The following is a 17,254-nucleotide window of genomic DNA, read 5'->3' as shown; positions in this document are numbered from 1 at the left end:
AAATCTTAAGAAGCCAGATTTTGTTATCGCCTATCCGTTTAAGCAAATCACAGATTTGTGGCCTTAGTTATTAAAAATACATCCTGAAACCTTAATTTGCAGTACGTGCGCGTAGAGCAGAAGCTCATTAATGCAACTAAATAATCCTCGGAGCAAGTGCCGAGATAGTCTTTTTAAACAAATTTTCAATTATGAGGCAAGCCAAAGAATGTTAGACTCTTTGGTAACGCCAATAAAACCTTTTACCAACCTTAATTTCTCCGGCTTAGCAGGAGTACTATTTATTTTACTTTAATGTCACAAATTCGCCCTTCCGTATTTGCAATAAGCTTTATGCTTGTCTTGCTCTTTTCGTGTAAACCTGAAAAAGAACCACGTGTTCTAAACCTTCCCAAAACTGATTTATCTACTGCAGATTTGATTCCTAAACCCGTTTCGCTCAAAGCGACCTATAGCGCATTTCCGCTAGATCAATTTACGGCTATACGTACAACGCCCGACAGTTTAGGCTTTCCTGAAGTTGGTGAATTTTTAGCCGAAAAAATTAAACAGATCACTCAATTACAAGTTCCTGTAAATACTGAATTTCCCAAGCAGGAAAGTGTGGTTTACATCAAGCAGTCAGACAGTCTTTCTAAACTAAATAAGGAAAGTTACGCCTTGAGGATCAATAAGGATTCTATCATCCTTAATGCCGCGAGTGCTGAAGCAGCTTTTAGAGGTGTTCAGACGCTTAGACAACTTCTGCCTTTAAAAGCCAATGATTCTATCATTGATTATCCCGTTTGGCCCATCGCATCCGGGGCGCTCAATGACACTCCGTTTTTTGAATATCGTGGCGCAATGCTTGACGTTGCCCGACATTTTTTTACGGTTGAGGATGTAAAAAAATATATCGATCTACTTGCCTATTACAAATACAATGTGTTGCATTTGCACTTAACTGATGATCAGGGCTGGCGCATCGAGATCAAATCCTGGCCAAAGCTTACCGAGATCGGCGGAGAAACCGAAGTAGGTAATGAACCCGGCGGATTTTACACACAAGAGGATTACAAAGCTATCGTGGCCTATGCTGCTCAACATCATATGACGATCGTGCCTGAGGTGGATATGCCCGGCCACACCAATGCGGCTTCAGTAGCCTATCCTTTTTTGAATGGAAACGGGAAAACCCCAAAAATCTACCGCGGAACTCAAGTAGGTTTTAGCACATTTGACACCCGCAAAGACACCGTGTATAGTTTTATAGATGATGTGGTACGAGAAATTTCAGCGATCACACCGGGACCTTATTTTCACATTGGCGGCGATGAAAGCCACGTGACTCAGAAAGATGATTATATCTATTTTGTGAACAAGGTGGAGCAAATCGTTCAGAAATATGATAAGAAAATGATAGGTTGGGATGAGGTCGCTACCGCAGATATCGACACCACTTCAATCGCTCAATTCTGGCAAAGTCAGAAAAATGCCGAGTTGGCCGTTGCCAAAAATCTAAAAGTAATTATGTCTCCTGCAAAAAAAGCCTATTTAGATATGAAATACGATCTGAAATCGGAATACGGACTGAACTGGGCCGGTTACGTTCCCGTAAATACAGCGTATGTATGGAAACCGGAAGCCTATGAAAATATTCCGCGAGAACATATTCTGGGTATTGAAGCGCCACTTTGGTCGGAAACGATAAGTACGATAAGCGAACTCGAATACCTCGCGTTCCCCAGAGCTATTGGCTATGCCGAATTGAACTGGTCGCAACCCGAGCAGAGAGACTGGGAGAATTATAAAGTGCGTTTAGGAAATCAAGCTCCATTTTTAGAATTGATGGAGGTTAATTACTACCCTTCCCCATTAATTGATTGGAAAACGCAGAATAAAGCGATCAAAGAATAAGACAAAATAAAGAAGCCTCCTAAACTGAATTAGGAGGCTTCTTCTTTTATCGTTAAATCTCAAAGATCACATATCTAGCAGATAGGCAAAAACAAGTGGTGCAACAATCGTTGCGTCACTCTCAATGATAAACTTTGGCGTATTGATATCTAATTTACCCCAAGTTATTTTCTCATTAGGAACCGCTCCTGAGTACGAACCGTAACTGGTAGTAGAGTCAGAGATCTGGCAGAAATAGCTCCAGAATGGCGTGTCTTCACGTTCCATATCTTGGTAAAGCATTGGCACTACACAGATAGGGAAATCTCCTGCGATACCACCACCGATCTGGAAGAATCCAATTCCGTTTTCAGAATTGTTCGTGTACCAATCTGCAAGGAAGGTCATATATTCAATACCAGACTTCATTGTAGACGCTTTCAATTCGCCTTTCAATACATAAGAAGCAAAGATGTTACCCATCGTGCTGTCTTCCCATCCCGGGCAGATAATTGGTAAATTTTTCTCTGCTGCAGCGTACATCCAAGAGTCTTTTAGGTCGATCTCATAATATTCTTCTAAAACACCGCTCAACAACATTTTATACATAAACTCGTGTGGAAGGTAACGCTCACCGGCGTCATCTGCTTCTTTCCAAATTTTATAGATATGCTGCTGTAATCTGCGGAACGCTTCCTCCTCAGGAATACAGGTATCGGTCACCCGGTTGAGACCATTTTCAAGCAAATCCCATTCTTCTTGCGGCGTCAAGTCACGATAGTTAGGCACACGCTTGTAATGCGAATGCGCTACCAAATTCATGATATCTTCTTCAAGGTTAGCACCCGTACAAGAAATGATCTGCACTTTATCCTGACGGATCATTTCTGCAAAGATCTTCCCCAACTCTGCGGTACTCATCGCACCAGCAAGAGACACGAGCATTTTGGCTCCGTTATTCAATTGCTCTTCATAGGCTTTTGCAGCATCAACTACAGAAGCAGCATTGAAGTGTAAATAGTATTTTTCTATAAATTGAGAGATCGCTCCCTTAGTCTTCATCGTCATTTAAATCAAATTTATTAACGCTTCCCTTGCTTGTGTTAGAAACGTATGTATTGTCATAATTGTCTTCAACATCTTCCCCTTCAAATTTGTAACTCAGCATTTTGTAATACAATTTGGCTGCTAAAAAGTCTGAAGATTTATCGTGTTCGGTAGGACAAAGCTCCATAATATCAAACCCTACGATATTTTTTTCAGCAAAAAGGCGCTTTAAAAAATCCATTGTTTCATACCAGAACAATCCGCCCGGCTCAGGAGTTCCTGTAGACGGCATAATTGAAGGATCTAGCCCATCAAGATCAAAGGTGATAAATACATTATCTGTACAAAGATCGATCACGTTATCAACCCAATATTCATCCTGAACCATCTCGTGAGCGAAGAAGGTTTTATCTTCATCCATCACAGTTTTTTCAAGAGCATCCATACTGCGAATTCCTACCTGAATAAGGTTTGTAGTCTGGCTGGCTTCATACATTGCGCAAGCGTGGTTGCACTTGCTTCCCATATACTCTTGACGCAAGTCTGCATGTGCATCAATTTGCAACACGGTTAAGTTATCAAAAAGCTCATTAAAAGCGCGTATCGCTCCAATAGAAACTGAATGCTCCCCGCCAAAAAGGGTCACAAACTTATTGCGCTTGATAAAATCTTTGGTTGTTTTATGCACCTCGGCTACCATGGCCTCTGGCGAACTTGCTTCGGTTATTGCAGGAGCGAGATAGATACCTTGTTGATACACTTCGGTATCAGTCTCGATATCATACGTCTCCATATTTTCAGATGCTTCTAAAAAGGCTTGCGGCGCTTTATCTGCTCCTTTCCCCCAAGTACTCGTACCATCGTAGGGCACCGGGATTAGTACAATTTTTGAAGTTTCAAGTTTGGCAAACTCATCAGGAATGCCAGCATAATTTTTAGTTGTACTCATAACCTAAAATCTTAAGCAATTGTTCTGCTTTTTGTTGTTCATTAAATATACGGGTTGTTAAGTTACCATTTTCATCCCTATCTATCAGAATATGTTTAGGTTGTGGGATTAAACAGTGTTGAAGTCCGCCATAGCCTCCTATGGTTTCTTGATATGCACCGGTATTAAAAAAGCCGATGTATAAAGGTTTATCTTTTTTATATCTTGGTAAATAAATCGCGTTGCTGTGCTGTTCACTATTGTAGTAATCATCACTATCACAGGTGAGACCGCCTAGCAAAACACGCTCATATTCTTCATCCCAACGGTTTACCGGAAGCATAATAAAGCGCTTGCTTATTGCCCAAGTATCTGGCAAGGTGGTGATAAACGATGAGTTAATCATATTCCATTTTTCTCGATCGTTTTGTTGCTTTTGATACAACACTTCATAAATCGCACCGCCACTTTCGCCAACGGTAAAACTTCCAAATTCAGTAAAAATATTAGGTACAGGCACCTCTGCCTCGTCGCAGGTGATCTTGATCTGATTGATGATCTCGTCTACCATATAGGCATAATCATAATCAAAAGCCAGTGAGTTTTTAATAGGAAATCCACCGCCAATGTTTAGACTGTCGAGCGAAGGGCATATTTTCTTAAGACGAATATATACCTTAAGACATTTATTCAACTCGTTCCAGTAATACGCATTATCGCGAATTCCTGTATTGATGAAGAAATGCAACATCTTAAGATCTACCTGATCGTTGTTCTTGATTTGCTCTTCGTAAAACGGAACAATATTTTTATAGCCAATTCCTAACCTGGAGGTATAAAACTCAAACTTAGGCTCTTCTTCTGAAGCGATACGTATTCCTATTTTGAAATCTCCCTTGATACCTTCGGTAAGCAAGTTGATCTCTTCGTAGTTATCAATAATAGGAATACAATTCTTTTGCCCGCCATTGATGAGTGCTGCAATATTATTGATGTATTGATCGCGCTTAAACCCGTTACAGATCACAAAAGTATCTTCGGTTATTTTACCGTTTTCTTTCAGCTTGTTTACGATATCAATATCAAAAGCAGAAGAAGTCTCGATATGAATATCGTTTTTAAGCGCCTCATCCAGCACGTGTTTAAAGTGCGAACTTTTAGTACAATAACAGTAATTGTAAGAGCCTTTGTAGTTGTGTTTTGCAATAGCATCTGCAAACCAACCTTTGGCTCTATTTATATTTTCTGAAATTTTAGGTAAATAACTGAATTTCAAAGGAGCTCCGTATTCTTTTACGAGCGCCATTAAATCTATATCGTGAAATTCAAGCTGATTGCCCTCAAGTTTAAATTCTTCTTGAGGAAAGTAGAAAGATTGATCTATAAGATCGATGTACTTAGTATTCATTAAATCGTTTGAAAAGTGAAATGTAAAAAAAGAATTCGAATTACAATACCCTCATTTCTTAAGGTAATGTAAAAAATATGCTAATTATCACTTTTCAAACGTAAATAACTGCTTTACAGCATCATTAAGTTGTGTATTTCTTGCTCTTTGAGGTGACGGTATTTACCTCGAGGTAGATCTTTTTTAGTCAACGTACCCAAAATCACACAGTCTACACGTACTACTTGATAACCTAAATGCTCAAAAATACTGCGTATGATACTGTTACCTACGTTACGCATTTTAAGCCCCACTTCCTTTTTGGGCGCTCCGTCAACATAACTCAGGTCTTCAATTTCTAAACGTTTCCCATCAACCGTAAGACCCTTCTTGATTTTATCCAGATCTTCAGCCTTTAGGTTTTTATCCAGCTCGATATGAAATAGTCTAGGAAGTCCGGTCTTAGAATTGGTAAGTTTTTTCATCACCTTATCATCATTGGTAAACAATAACAAACCAGTTGCATTGCGACCAAGACGCCCCACCGGCTGAATACGTGATTTTGTAGAACTTGCCACAAGATCCATTACGGTCATTCCTTTAGCATTACTTGTGGTTACCGAAAAACCTTTGGGTTTATTCAATAAGACATATGCTTTTGCTTCTGGATTAATACGACGCCCATCAAAACGTACATCATCATCAAGATTTACTTTAAACCCCATCTCATTGATGATCTCCCCGTTAACGGTAACTTGCCCGGTACTTATATACAAATCGGCTTCGCGACGTGAGCAAATACCGCTATTTGCAATGTATTTATTAAGACGTATACCGCCTTTTCCAGAACTCGTAGTCGCTGTACGGCTACTTCCTGTAGCATTCTTTTTTATTGGTGCATTGCCTCGTGCGTGACTTTTTGCACGATTATTATTTGCTCCACGACCAGACGCTTTCCCGCCCTTCTTACTCTCTTGATGTCTGCTCATAATTCTAAAATTTGGCGCAAAGATACGTATTTAAAAATCGAAACAAATAAATTCCTACAGGCCTTGAATTTGAATGATCAGCACCTATTTAAATGTGTTTTTTCCTCTAGATAATCAAAATAAATCCGCACACCTACCGGCTTAAACTTAAGTTGACATAACCTTAAGTTCACAAATCTTGATTTCACATTATTCAGCTGAATAATTAATAGCACGCTTCACTCAGAAGTTTGTACCAAAACACAGTTAAAAGACCTTAAACTCACAGTTATTCTCGGTTTCAATTACATAAAATGGAAAGGTTTAGAAATTGTAACCAAATCTAAATTTTACACAAACTGAAGGATTTCACCCTGCTTTGGTAACGCCGTAAATACCCTTTAAAACAGAAACTCCAACTACTTTTGAATCATCAATCACAAAAAAAGAAAAATGAAAAAATTACAAATTCTAGCGGCGCTTTTGGTAATGCTAACCACTTCAAGTTTGATCGCCAACACAGACCCAAAACCTGAAACTGCAAGTGCTCAATTACGCCAACAAGTAGTTGAACTTTTAGGAACTCCTAATTTTGAATTAAAAGAAAACAGCCTGAATAGTGAAATTCATTTTATGGTAACTGCTCAAGGCAGCATTGTTGTACTTGATGTAGAAACTCAAGATCAAGCGATCGAAAATTACATCAAAAGCAGATTAAATTATAAACAAGCAAAAGTTGCTATCGCAGAAAACCGATTTTTCAATCTAAGTTACAAGATCGTAAAAGAGCTTTAAATCGTACTGTTTATTTGAATTAGCCCAGAAGGTCATCATTAAAGATGGCCTTTTTTTATACAATACGATTAAGCACCACATCAGGATCGATGAGCAAAATACTAAACACACCAAGCACGAGAATAAATTTCAAAATATTGTGCAGCAATAGATAATGCAGTTTTGCATCTGACCACCACAACAAATACAAAAAGACGAGTAAAAGTAAGGTGCTCACATAAAAGTAATACCGCATTAAACCTACATCAAATTTATTGATAAGTAAAAAAGCCGGAATTACTATAACACCTATAAGCAGCGAGATCAAAGCTTTGGTTGAGCGCTCTCCATAAACCGTGGGAAATGTGTTATAATTTAAAGCTAAATCCCCTTTTAAGTTCTCTAGGTCTTTGATGAGTTCGCGCATCAAAATAATCAAACCCAAAAACACAGCGTGTACAAAAATGACCTTTTCAAAATTTCGGTAGTAAATAAATACTGCAAAGAAAGGGGTAAGCGCAAGCGATGCCGAGACAAGGTTTCCTAAGAATAAGACTTTCTTGAGTTTATGAGAGTAGATCCAAATCCCGAAGATATAGGCAGAAAAAAACAGCACAGCAAAGAACGAAACATAGCTCGCGACGATTATCGCTACAAAGTTTAGCACAAAATACAGCGAAAGTATCTTTTTCTGGCTCACCAAATGATCCAACTTTGTTTTATTAGGACGGTTTATCAAGTCTTTCTCACTATCATAAAAGCTATTAATGATGTAACCACCTGCGATAACCAGCGAAGTAGCGGCGACGATCAGAAAAAGATTGAGATCAAAAAGCACAGCTTTTACAGGTAAATCTGGTGAAAGAATAAAAATAGAAGCCAGATATTGAGCAATAACAATAATGAGAATATTGTACCCGCGCACCACCGAAAACAAACTCAGAAATTTAAGAAGTAACAGTTTGTTTCTTCGGCTTATGCGTGACATAAACGTGTATTTTTAAAAAGAAAAATCCTAGAAGTTGTAGACCACCTCTACTTTGTGCCCGGCAAGCGCTTTACGGGCTTTGTCAATGTCTTCGGTAAATCCTAAAATATAACCGCCACCACCAGAACCGCAAAGTTTTAAATAGTAATCATTTGACTCGAGTCCCTGCTGCCAAAGTTCGTGAAAACTCGCAGGAATCATAGGTTTAAAATTGCGCAGTACCGTTTTAGAAAGCTGTTTCACATTGCCAAAAAGCGATTTTACATCTCCCTTTAAGAAATCGTCAATACACGCATCGGTATGTTTTACAAATTGCGTTTTCAACATATTACGGAAACCATCTTTCTTCATGTTTTCCATAAAAATATTGATCATAGGAGCGGTTTCTCCCACAATACCGCTATCAAGCAAGAATACTGCACCTTTACCATCTGGAGTTTGAGAAGGAATTCCCGCCGGTTCAATATCGTCTTTACTATTAATAAGTATAGGAAGACTCAAATAACTGTTAAGCGGGTCTAAACCGGAAGATTTTCCGTGGAAGAATGATTCCATCTCCCCAAAGATTTTTTTTAGCTTAAGCAGTTTCTCTCGAGTGAGATTTTCAAGAATCGTGATTTTGTCAAAAGCATATTTATCATAGATCGAAGCTACCAGCGCTCCACTACTTCCCACACCATATCCCTGAGGAATCGTGCTATCAAAATACATGCCTTTTGCAACATCTGCCTGTAATGCTTCGATATCAAATTGCACCAATTCTGGCTGGGTCTCTTGCAATTGCTTAAGATATGTAGCAAAGCGACCTAAACTTTGATTGGATTTAACAGCAACTTCATCAGGATTTGCGTCAACCTTTAAAGCACCTTTATAAAAGTTGTAAGGTATTGATAAGCCTTTTGAATCTTTGATGATTCCGTACTCACCAAAAAGTAAAATTTTTGAATAAAATAAAGGTCCTTTCATAAAGCTATCCATTTTAGGCCAGAGCAAATTTACAATTTAATTGCTCCATTTCCCACGTTGTCAAAAATATACCTATTATCTTGACAATATATACTTAAATCATTCTTAATAAATTCCTGAACCGCTTCCTTATCTTTTTTAGGATACAAAACGTGAACATTTGCACCGGCATCAAGAGTAAAACAAACAGGAATAGAAGTGTCGCGGCGATATTCCCAGATCTTATCGATGATCTTTAAGGTGTTGGGCTTCATCAGAATGAAGTACGGTTTACTCGTAAGCATCATCGCGTGTAGCGTAAGGGCTTCACTTTCTACCAAACTCACAAATTCGTCCAGATTGCCTTCCTTTAGAATAGGTACCAGATGCGCAAGATTTTCAACCGCCTGATCAAATCTACTGGCTGAATACGCGTGATTATGCATCAAATTATGTCCTACTGTGCTGCTTACAGGCTTCTCCCCCTTATCAACCAATAAAATAGTGTCTTGATAATGATCAAATACCGAATGTACTTCATAAGGATATTGAACGCCATAAACATCACTGCTTCCTTCAATATCTGCGTGTTCACCCCAAACTACCAACGGACCTTCTAGTGATCTACAACCACTACCTGAACCTAAGCGTGCAATAAAGGATGCTTTTTGATTAAAATGCTTCAAAGACATCTCAGGCTGCATCTCGCGTTCCATTTCCATAAGACATAAAGCCAAGGCGCTCAGACCGCTCGCTGAAGATGCAATCCCCGAACTATGCGGAAAACTATTGGTTGTATCTATTGTAAAACGATACTCCTTTATAAATGGAAGATATTCATCAATTCGCCCAAAGAACTGATGAATTTTAGGCTCAAAACCCGGTTTATGTTTTCCGTCTAAAATAACCTTAAGATCGTATGCCTCATCAAAATTGGTACGTTTCTCAAAACTTAGTTTTGTAGTCGTTTTACAATTGTTCAACGTAAAACTTATAGAAGGATTTTTAGGAATTTGCACACCGTGCTTTCCCCAATATTTAATTAAAGCTATGTTACTGGGCGATTCATAACTTACTGATTGTGTATTTAATGCCTGAGTATACGATTCAGGATGAAATTTGGTAGTTGTCATACTGCAAATATAACCTCTCTAAAAAGTTTTGAAAGCCTCAACATAACTTTTTAGAATTTGAAAATCATAAATATTGTCTAAATTAGTCACAATAGTTAGCACGATGATTACACAAAGAGCAATTAGAATTCTTATTATGATCACGATCTGTTTGATCGTAGGTTTTTTAAGTGCCATTGCTACACAGAGCAGCGTATCCACTTGGTATCCAACTTTGAGTAAACCCGTATTTACGCCACCCAATTGGTTATTTGCACCAGTCTGGACCGTGTTGTATATCTTAATGGGAACCGCCGCAGGAATGGTTTGGAATAAAGGCTATTATCATAAATGGGTAAAAACCGCACTTTATCACTTTGGCTTTCAGCTCATTTTAAATGCCTCTTGGTCTATCCTTTTCTTTGGAATGCATCTCGTAGTGCCTGCACTTCTTATAATAATAAGCTTGTTTATTCTACTTCTTTTCACTTTTAAATGGTTTAAAGTCGTGAAACCTGAAGCAGCCTACTTACTTCTGCCTTATCTTATTTGGGTAGCCTATGCTACTGCACTCAATTTTGAGATCTGGCGCTTAAATTAAAGACGTTTTGCTAAGTCTTGAGCTACAATATAGCCTCCTGTCCAGGCATTTTGAAAATTAAAACCTCCTGTGATCGCATCTACATCGAGTACTTCCCCGGCGAGATAAAGTCCGGCTATTTTTTTACTTTGGTACGTTTTAAAATCAATTTCTTTAAGATTAACGCCACCAGCAGTAACAAACTCCTCTTTAAAAGTACTTTTTCCGCTTACGCGAAAAATACCACTACGCAGTTGTTGTGCTAACTGAAGAAGCATTTTCTTATTCAAATCTGCCCAAATTAGATCCTGAGGTATTCCTGAAGCCTTAACTAAACTTTGCCAAAACCTTTTAGGCAATCCATAAGGTGACCACTTGGCGACATTCTGTTTTGCATATTTGATCTTGTCTTCTTTTAGTTGTTCTGAAAATGTACTTCTTTCCATTTCGGGCAACCAATCTACTTCAATAGTAAACATATAGTTGCAGGCATTTAATTGATGCGCACCCCAAGCCGAAAGTTTCAAAATACCGGGTCCGCTCATACCCCAATGCGTTATCAAAACAGGACCTTGAGTTCCCTCTTGGTCAATAATAGAATGATTTACCTTTAATGCATTTCCTTCATTATCAAGCAATCTAACGCGTGCTTCAGTTGCTAAACCAGCCATATCTTTGATACGCTCGTCTTTAATATTAAAAGTGAATAAAGATGGAACTGCAGGTACAATATTAAGTCCTGTTTCTTCAAGAATTTTCAGCATTTTTGGATTACTTCCGGTAGCAATCACTAGGGTTTTAGCTTCGTAGGTCTGTGATTTGGAACTAATCGAAAATCTATCATTAGTTTGAGAAATTGCTGTAACGGGAGTCTTTGTCACCACCTCTACATTTAAATTTTCAGCCTCCTTAAGAAAACAATCTATAATGCTTTGTGAGCTATCTGACTGCGGAAAAATACGCCCGTCCTCTTCTATTTTAAGCGATACCCCACGCTCTTCAAACCAAGCCATGGTATCACCGGTCATAAATGTGTGAAACGGCCCCAACAATTCACGATTCCCCCGGGGATAATAAGAAGTGAGCGACCTTGGGTCAAACTCTGCGTGTGTCACGTTACAACGACCACCACCAGAGATCCTTACTTTCTCGAGAACCTGCCCACCACGCTCTAGGATCATTATAGAAAGATCGCTTCGTTGTTTTGCCAGATTAATTGCTGTAAAAAAACCTGCTGCACCTCCACCAATAATTATCGTATCATAAATCATAACGCAAAGATACTTTCATTCACACTTAAAGCTAAAACATCGGCTTTTCATCTTTATAATTTAATCGATTTAGCTGGTTCGGATTAAATGTTAATTTAACCTTTAATTAACAAAAGAGGAAAATTGACGTTTTTGAGAAAAATACTTGCATAATCTATGGTCAATATTGCCTCAAATTGGTACAATTTTACCCTTTTTGAGAAAAAAATTTTACTGAAATTTCGTTGAGAGAATCACTGCGCTGTTTCTAGCATAAGTTCAATAGGTGTGAATATTCCATAATATTTTCACTATATTTTCAAATATTATTAATTATTTGATAAATTTTTACGAATAAGCGTATAAAATACAGTTTTCAAAACTACATCGATTTCGCTACTTAAACGTTGTAGTTACCCTTGTTTAATCAATTATTTATATAAATTTGGTCACCAAGAAACATTATTGGAAAACCAAAATAATTCAATTAAAATTCAAACTTATGAAGCATGTAATACTTAGAAGTATGTTGTTTTTCGCTTCGCTTTTACTGGCAGGTATGGCACAAGCGCAAACAGTATCCGGAACAGTATCTGAACCTAATGGTCCGCTTCCGGGCGCAAACGTTCTCGTAAAAGGAACTACCAATGGGACAACAACAGATTTTGACGGAAATTATACCTTAAACGATGTAGCTGCAGGAAGCGTCCTGGTTTTTAGTTATGTCGGGTTTGCTCCTCAAGAAGTTGCCGTTAATGGTAGATCTACCGTTAACGTTACACTTCAAGAAGATGCTGCTGCTCTAGACGAGGTTGTTCTTATTGGTTATGGTTCTACTACAGTTAAGGATGCGACAGGTACTGTTGCTTCAGTAACTTCAGAAGACTTTAACCAAGGGGTGATCGCTTCACCAGAGCAATTAATTCAAGGTAAAACTGCTGGGGTTCAAATCTCTCAATCTTCGGGAGAGCCGGGCGCCGGTATTAATGTACGTATCAGGGGTTCAAACTCTATACGTTCTGGTAATAACCCACTTATTGTAGTTGACGGGGTACCATTAACAACATCAGGAGCTCCTGCAGCAGGTGACTTAGGTGTAGGTGGTGGTTCTTCTAGAAACCCTTTGAGTTTCTTAAACCCAACTGACATTGAAAGTATCTCTATTCTTAAAGATGCATCAGCTACAGCAATCTACGGTTCTCGTGGTGCAAACGGTGTAATCATCGTGCAAACCAAGAGTGGTCGCGGTAGCTCAGGCGGTGCTTGGGAAGTAAGCAGTAATGTGAGCTTTTCATCTCCGGCTAGAGAGTATGATCTTTTAACTGCAGATCAATATCTTGATGCTTTACCAGATTATGGTGGTGATCCAACATTATTAGACTTTGGATTTGCTTCTGATTTTCAAGATTTTTACACTAGAAATGCAATTTCTACACAAAATAACTTGAGCTACGCACACAGCTATACCTCAGGTAACGTTCGTGCTTCTTTTGGTTATTCAGATCAACGAGGTGTTATTAGAAACACCGGACAAGAGCGTATCACAGGTCGTTTAAACGCGACACAGCGCTTGTTTGATGACAAACTTACTTTGAGTTTACAAACGACTTTATCACGTGTAAATGACGACAATGCGCCTATAAGTGGTCAAGCAGGATCTACAGGGGATTTAATCGGTTCATCGATTACTGCCAACCCAACTTGGCCTATCGACGAGACTTTTTCTCCGGGAAGTAACTTATTAAACCCGGTTAACTTATTACGTTATTATCAAAGTGAGTCTAATACCAATCGTTTTTTAGCAAACCTTTCTGCTGAATATAAAATCACCGATGCCATCAGTGCAAAAGTAACCGGAGGTTATGACAAGAGTGATGCTAAAACTATCGCCTTGTTCTCTCCAGACGTAGCAGGTATCAACCGTGTATCTGGAAATGGTCAAGGAACTTATGGGACTTTTGATCAAACAAACAAACTTTTTGAAGCAACTGTAAGCTATAACAAGCAGTTTGAGAATTCTAAAATCGACGTAGTTGCAGGTTACTCGTATCAAGAGTTTGCTCGTGAGGGAATCAATGCAGGTGGTATTGGTTTTGGGTCTGATATGGGCTTAGCTGCTCAGCAACTGGAAGACCAGTACGGTTTGATTGCAAACACAATCTCAGGATCTTTCCAAAACTTTGCCTACGATCAAAATAGAGATTATGTAAACCGTATAGACTTTGGCGCTCCTTTCGATTCAGCATTCGTTTCTGAACCAATTGGAACAAATTACACACAATTATTTACAGCATACTTTGCTAATACGTTTGACAATACAGACGAATTACAATCTTATTTTGCACGTGTAAACTATACGCTTGCTGATAAGTATTTGTTCACTGGTACATTTAGAGCGGATGGTTCTTCTACTTTTGGACCAGAAAATCAGTATGGTTATTTCCCTTCTGGTGCTTTTGCTTGGCAAATTCACGAAGAAGACTTCATCGGAGATAATGTATCAACTCTTAAATTAAGATTAGGTGCAGGTATTGTAGGTAACCAGGAAGGATTAGGTTATGCTAATTTCATCAGAAGAACACGTTTCTCTGATATTGGAATCACAGATAACCTGACAGTTACTAACTCTGGTACTCAGTTTGTAGGTAACAATAACGAAGCGCTTCAGTGGGAATCTACTTTAGATGTAAACGTAGGAGTTGATTTTGGATTTAACAATGATCGCTTTAATGGCTCATTTAACTTATATCGTAAAGAAACTACAGACCTTCTGCTTTTAAGCACGCTTGCTGCTCCACAGGTACCGGGAATCGAAACGATATTCCAGAACTTAACAGATGGAAAAGTAGTAAACCAAGGGGTTGAACTTGCATTGAACTACGACTTCGTACAAACTGAAGATTTCACGTTCTCATCTTCATTCAACATTGCTTACAACCATAATGAAGTGTTAGATACAGACCGTATTATTGATACAGGACCTATTAACGGTAATGGTTTAACAGGAGCATTTGCTCAGCGTCTTCAAGCAGGACAACCTTTATTCTCATTCTATATGGCAGAGTTTACCGGTTTTGATGAAAACGGAAACCCAACCTATGTAGACGTTGATGGTAACGGAGAAGGTGATCCAGATGCAGATAAGAAGTTTGTTGGTGAAGATGCACAACCAGACTGGACCGCAGGTCTTTCATTAAATGCTACTTACAAAAACTTTGATTTCGCGGCCTATTTCAACGGTCAGTTTGGATTCTCTGTTTACAATGCGACGGATAATGCGTTCTTTAACGCGGGTGGTATTACGATTGCTAAAAACGTTACTACAGATGTATTAACGAGCGGAGAAGCTCCTGGTTCTTCTGTAGCCGTATCAACAAGATTCTTAGAAAAAGGAGACTTTGTACGCTTGCAAACTTTAAGCGTAGGTTACAACGTACCTATGAGTGGTGAAGGTTTATTTGATTCTTTACGTTTCTCTGTAACTGGTCAAAACGTATTCCTAATCACTGGATATTCTGGTTTGGATCCTGAAGTTTCTACAAATACAGGAAGTCTTAATGCTTCGAATATTCCTACCGCAGGTATTGAATATGCAGCATTCCCAAGACCACGTACATTCACATTAGGTGTTAACGCAAGATTTTAATAAAAAATAACTATGAAATATTTAAAACAACATTTTAAAACTTCTAGGTTTTTAGTAGGAATCCTTTCCATTGGGTTAGCTATTTCTTGTACAGACCTAGAAATTGAAGAAACAGACTCTAGACAATCGCCAGACTTTCAAGGTGTGGGTGATGTAGATCTATTCATTGACGGAATTTATAACAGTTTAAACGGTATCATTGGTAACCAGGCTGACTTCTTCGCATTAAGTGAAGTAACAACAGATGCTGCGTTGGTTCCTACCAGAGGTTCAGACTGGGGTGATAATGGTATCTGGAGACAGCTTCACCAGCACGACTGGAGAACAGATCACCAGTATATCACAAACACGTTCAACCAGTGGAACCAAACTCAGTTTGCGGCTTCACAAGCCTTATCAGACTTATCTAATCCTAACGAGCAGCAACGCGCTCAAGCTTCTTTCTTAAGAGCTTTAGGGGTATTTTTTGTACTGGATAACTTTGGTCAAGTGCCCATTCGTGATCCCGAAGCATCGCTTCTAGACAATCCAGAAGTGATCACGGGTCAAGAGGCTGTAGATTATATCATTGCTGATCTAAATACAGCTATCGCTGGTTTACCTGCTTTAGGACCTGGATCAGGAGTAGGTACAGCAACTTCAGATCACGCAAGAGCTTCTAAAGCCGCTGCACGTTATTTATTGGCAAAAGTGCTTCTTAACAAACACATTTATGTAGGCGGCGAGCCGACTACCGCAGATATGCAACAGGTAATCGATCTTGTAGATGCTATTACTGCAGAAGGTTATGCTATTGAAGATGACTACTTTGATATTTTCAGAAATGAATTAGATGATGAAACGATCTGGTTTATTCCTACTTCTGTAGGTAACCGCATCTGGAATGGTCTTCACTATAATCAAGCACCTGAAATTGCAGGTGGTGGTTGGAATGGTTTTGCAACACTTGCAGAATATTATGATATGTTTGAAGGTGATGCTAACGTAAACACTCCTGGTTCTGGTCAAGAAGAGCGTCGTGGTTATGTTCCTACCGAAGGTTTACCTGCTGGTTCTTTTGATGGTGCTACAGATTCTAATGATGATGGATATGCAGATGGATCAAATGTTGGTTTTGGATTCTTAGTAGGTCAACAGTATGATTATGACGGTTCTGCACTTAACGACCGTGGTGGAAACCCGCTTACCTTTAAAAGAGATTTCACAGATGGTAATGGAAACCCTAGTCTCATCAATAACAGTGAGTCTACAGGAATTCGTGTTCAAAAGTACAACGCACGTTATGGAGGTTTTGTGGAGCACGAGATTTTCTTCCGTTATTCTGATGCGTATTTGATGAAAGCTGAAGCCATGTTTAGAGCAGGTCAAGATCCTACTGCGATGATGAATGTGCTACGTGGTCTTCGTGAGGCTACTCCTTTTACTTCGGTAACAGAACAAGATATTTTAGATGAAAGAGGTCGCGAGCTTTATGCTGAGTTCTGGAGACGTAATGATATGATTCGTTTTGGTCAATACACCAGAGGATGGGAATTGAAAGCAGATTCTCAAATAGGAAATGAAAACAGAAACTTATTCCCTATTCCTGCAAGTCAAATTATTCTTAACCCGAACTTGACTCAAAATCCGGGTTACTAGATCTTAAGATTTAGCACACAAATAATAAGAAAGGAGGGTCAATTTTGACCCTCCTTTTAAATTAAACGATTTATCCAACTTTTATCTCTCAAATAGTTTTTGTTTTAAACTGAAGT

At 38.8% G+C, this 17,254-nt stretch carries 13 protein-coding genes; 5 read left to right on the top strand and 8 right to left on the bottom strand.

Annotated features, from left to right (window positions below):
* Positions 1-294: 294 nt before the first annotated feature.
* A complete protein-coding gene (locus tag WA338_RS03155) occupies positions 295-1,896 on the top strand; it encodes a family 20 glycosylhydrolase (RefSeq protein WP_272984493.1) in 1,602 nt (533 codons plus the stop codon).
* 66 nt (positions 1,897-1,962) lie between these two features.
* Here WA338_RS03155 and WA338_RS03150 read toward each other — a convergent pair whose 3' ends face one another.
* The 4 genes from WA338_RS03150 to WA338_RS03135 form a co-directional block, all read right to left on the bottom strand.
* On the bottom strand, positions 1,963-2,937 hold the full coding sequence (locus WA338_RS03150; protein ID WP_009778996.1) for a deoxyhypusine synthase family protein: 975 nt from the start codon (positions 2,935-2,937) through the stop codon (positions 1,963-1,965).
* On the bottom strand, positions 2,927-3,871 hold the full coding sequence (gene speB, locus WA338_RS03145) for an agmatinase (RefSeq protein ID WP_272984494.1): 945 nt from the start codon (positions 3,869-3,871) through the stop codon (positions 2,927-2,929). Before speB ends, WA338_RS03150 begins: the two co-directional genes overlap by 11 nt.
* The gene (locus WA338_RS03140; protein ID WP_009778994.1) at positions 3,858-5,258 is read right to left on the bottom strand and encodes an arginine decarboxylase; all 1,401 of its coding nucleotides are present in this window, start codon (positions 5,256-5,258) and stop codon (positions 3,858-3,860) included. The genes speB and WA338_RS03140 overlap by 14 nt, the downstream gene beginning before the upstream one ends.
* 113 nt (positions 5,259-5,371) lie before the next feature.
* Positions 5,372-6,226: a pseudouridine synthase gene (locus WA338_RS03135; RefSeq protein WP_009778993.1), complete on the bottom strand. Its 855-nt coding sequence runs from the start codon at positions 6,224-6,226 to the stop codon at positions 5,372-5,374.
* A gap of 432 nt (positions 6,227-6,658) precedes the next feature.
* On the opposite strand from WA338_RS03135, the gene WA338_RS03130 reads away from it, so the two are divergent.
* Positions 6,659-7,000 carry a hypothetical protein gene (locus tag WA338_RS03130; RefSeq protein WP_272984495.1) on the top strand — a complete coding sequence of 114 codons (342 nt, stop codon included), beginning with the start codon at positions 6,659-6,661 and terminating at the stop codon, positions 6,998-7,000.
* 55 nt (positions 7,001-7,055) lie between these two features.
* Here the strand turns inward: WA338_RS03130 and WA338_RS03125 are convergent, their stop codons facing one another.
* From WA338_RS03125 to mvaD, 3 genes are read right to left on the bottom strand one after another with little or no spacing between them, the layout of a single operon-like run.
* Positions 7,056-7,967, bottom strand: coding sequence for a geranylgeranylglycerol-phosphate geranylgeranyltransferase (locus tag WA338_RS03125; RefSeq protein ID WP_272984496.1), 912 nt, complete (start codon positions 7,965-7,967; stop codon positions 7,056-7,058).
* Positions 7,968-7,994: 27 nt separating this feature from the next.
* Positions 7,995-8,933, bottom strand: a complete 939-nt coding sequence (locus WA338_RS03120) for a mevalonate kinase family protein (RefSeq protein ID WP_272984497.1) — start codon at positions 8,931-8,933, stop codon at positions 7,995-7,997.
* Positions 8,934-8,962: 29 nt separating this feature from the next.
* Complete coding sequence (mvaD, locus tag WA338_RS03115; RefSeq protein WP_336092003.1) at positions 8,963-10,045, bottom strand: diphosphomevalonate decarboxylase; 1,083 nt, start codon at positions 10,043-10,045, stop codon at positions 8,963-8,965.
* 103 nt (positions 10,046-10,148) lie between these two features.
* Between mvaD and WA338_RS03110 the strand changes: the two genes are divergently transcribed.
* Positions 10,149-10,625: a TspO/MBR family protein gene (locus WA338_RS03110; protein ID WP_336092001.1), complete on the top strand. Its 477-nt coding sequence runs from the start codon at positions 10,149-10,151 to the stop codon at positions 10,623-10,625.
* Here the strand turns inward: WA338_RS03110 and WA338_RS03105 are convergent.
* Positions 10,622-11,875 (bottom strand): NAD(P)/FAD-dependent oxidoreductase, encoded by a 1,254-nt coding sequence (locus tag WA338_RS03105; RefSeq protein ID WP_336091998.1) that lies wholly within the window; start codon positions 11,873-11,875, stop codon positions 10,622-10,624. The two genes, WA338_RS03110 and WA338_RS03105, sit on opposite strands and share 4 nt — an antisense overlap.
* 481 nt (positions 11,876-12,356) lie before the next feature.
* On the opposite strand from WA338_RS03105, the gene WA338_RS03100 reads away from it, so the two are divergent.
* Positions 12,357-15,500 carry a SusC/RagA family TonB-linked outer membrane protein gene (locus tag WA338_RS03100; RefSeq protein WP_040532550.1) on the top strand — a complete coding sequence of 1,048 codons (3,144 nt, stop codon included), beginning with the start codon at positions 12,357-12,359 and terminating at the stop codon, positions 15,498-15,500.
* Positions 15,501-15,512: 12 nt separating this feature from the next.
* Positions 15,513-17,138 (top strand): RagB/SusD family nutrient uptake outer membrane protein, encoded by a 1,626-nt coding sequence (locus tag WA338_RS03095; RefSeq protein WP_009778985.1) that lies wholly within the window; start codon positions 15,513-15,515, stop codon positions 17,136-17,138.
* Positions 17,139-17,254 lie beyond the last annotated feature (116 nt).

Origin of the sequence: Leeuwenhoekiella sp. CH_XMU1409-2 (genome assembly GCF_037029365.1) — a bacterium.
Classification (GTDB): Bacteria; Bacteroidota; Bacteroidia; order Flavobacteriales; family Flavobacteriaceae; genus Leeuwenhoekiella; species Leeuwenhoekiella blandensis.
The sequence above is the reverse complement of the archived record's forward strand: the minus strand, read 5'-3'. Positions and strand labels throughout refer to the sequence as shown.

What these genes read in the sequence shown, in the direction of transcription:
- WA338_RS03095 (WP_009778985.1), top strand. Translation starts at nt 15,513, where the DNA reads ATGAAATATTTAAAACAACATTTTAAAACTTCTAGGTTTTTAGTAGGA.
- WA338_RS03140 (WP_009778994.1), bottom strand. Translation starts at nt 5,258, where the DNA reads ATGAATACTAAGTACATCGATCTTATAGATCAATCTTTCTACTTTCCT.
- mvaD (WP_336092003.1), bottom strand. Translation starts at nt 10,045, where the DNA reads ATGACAACTACCAAATTTCATCCTGAATCGTATACTCAGGCATTAAAT.
- WA338_RS03135 (WP_009778993.1), bottom strand. Translation starts at nt 6,226, where the DNA reads ATGAGCAGACATCAAGAGAGTAAGAAGGGCGGGAAAGCGTCTGGTCGT.
- WA338_RS03120 (WP_272984497.1), bottom strand. Translation starts at nt 8,933, where the DNA reads ATGAAAGGACCTTTATTTTATTCAAAAATTTTACTTTTTGGTGAGTAC.
- speB (WP_272984494.1), bottom strand. Translation starts at nt 3,871, where the DNA reads ATGAGTACAACTAAAAATTATGCTGGCATTCCTGATGAGTTTGCCAAA.
- WA338_RS03110 (WP_336092001.1), top strand. Translation starts at nt 10,149, where the DNA reads ATGATTACACAAAGAGCAATTAGAATTCTTATTATGATCACGATCTGT.
- WA338_RS03100 (WP_040532550.1), top strand. Translation starts at nt 12,357, where the DNA reads ATGAAGCATGTAATACTTAGAAGTATGTTGTTTTTCGCTTCGCTTTTA.
- WA338_RS03155 (WP_272984493.1), top strand. Translation starts at nt 295, where the DNA reads ATGTCACAAATTCGCCCTTCCGTATTTGCAATAAGCTTTATGCTTGTC.
- WA338_RS03125 (WP_272984496.1), bottom strand. Translation starts at nt 7,967, where the DNA reads ATGTCACGCATAAGCCGAAGAAACAAACTGTTACTTCTTAAATTTCTG.
- WA338_RS03130 (WP_272984495.1), top strand. Translation starts at nt 6,659, where the DNA reads ATGAAAAAATTACAAATTCTAGCGGCGCTTTTGGTAATGCTAACCACT.
- WA338_RS03150 (WP_009778996.1), bottom strand. Translation starts at nt 2,937, where the DNA reads ATGAAGACTAAGGGAGCGATCTCTCAATTTATAGAAAAATACTATTTA.
- WA338_RS03105 (WP_336091998.1), bottom strand. Translation starts at nt 11,875, where the DNA reads ATGATTTATGATACGATAATTATTGGTGGAGGTGCAGCAGGTTTTTTT.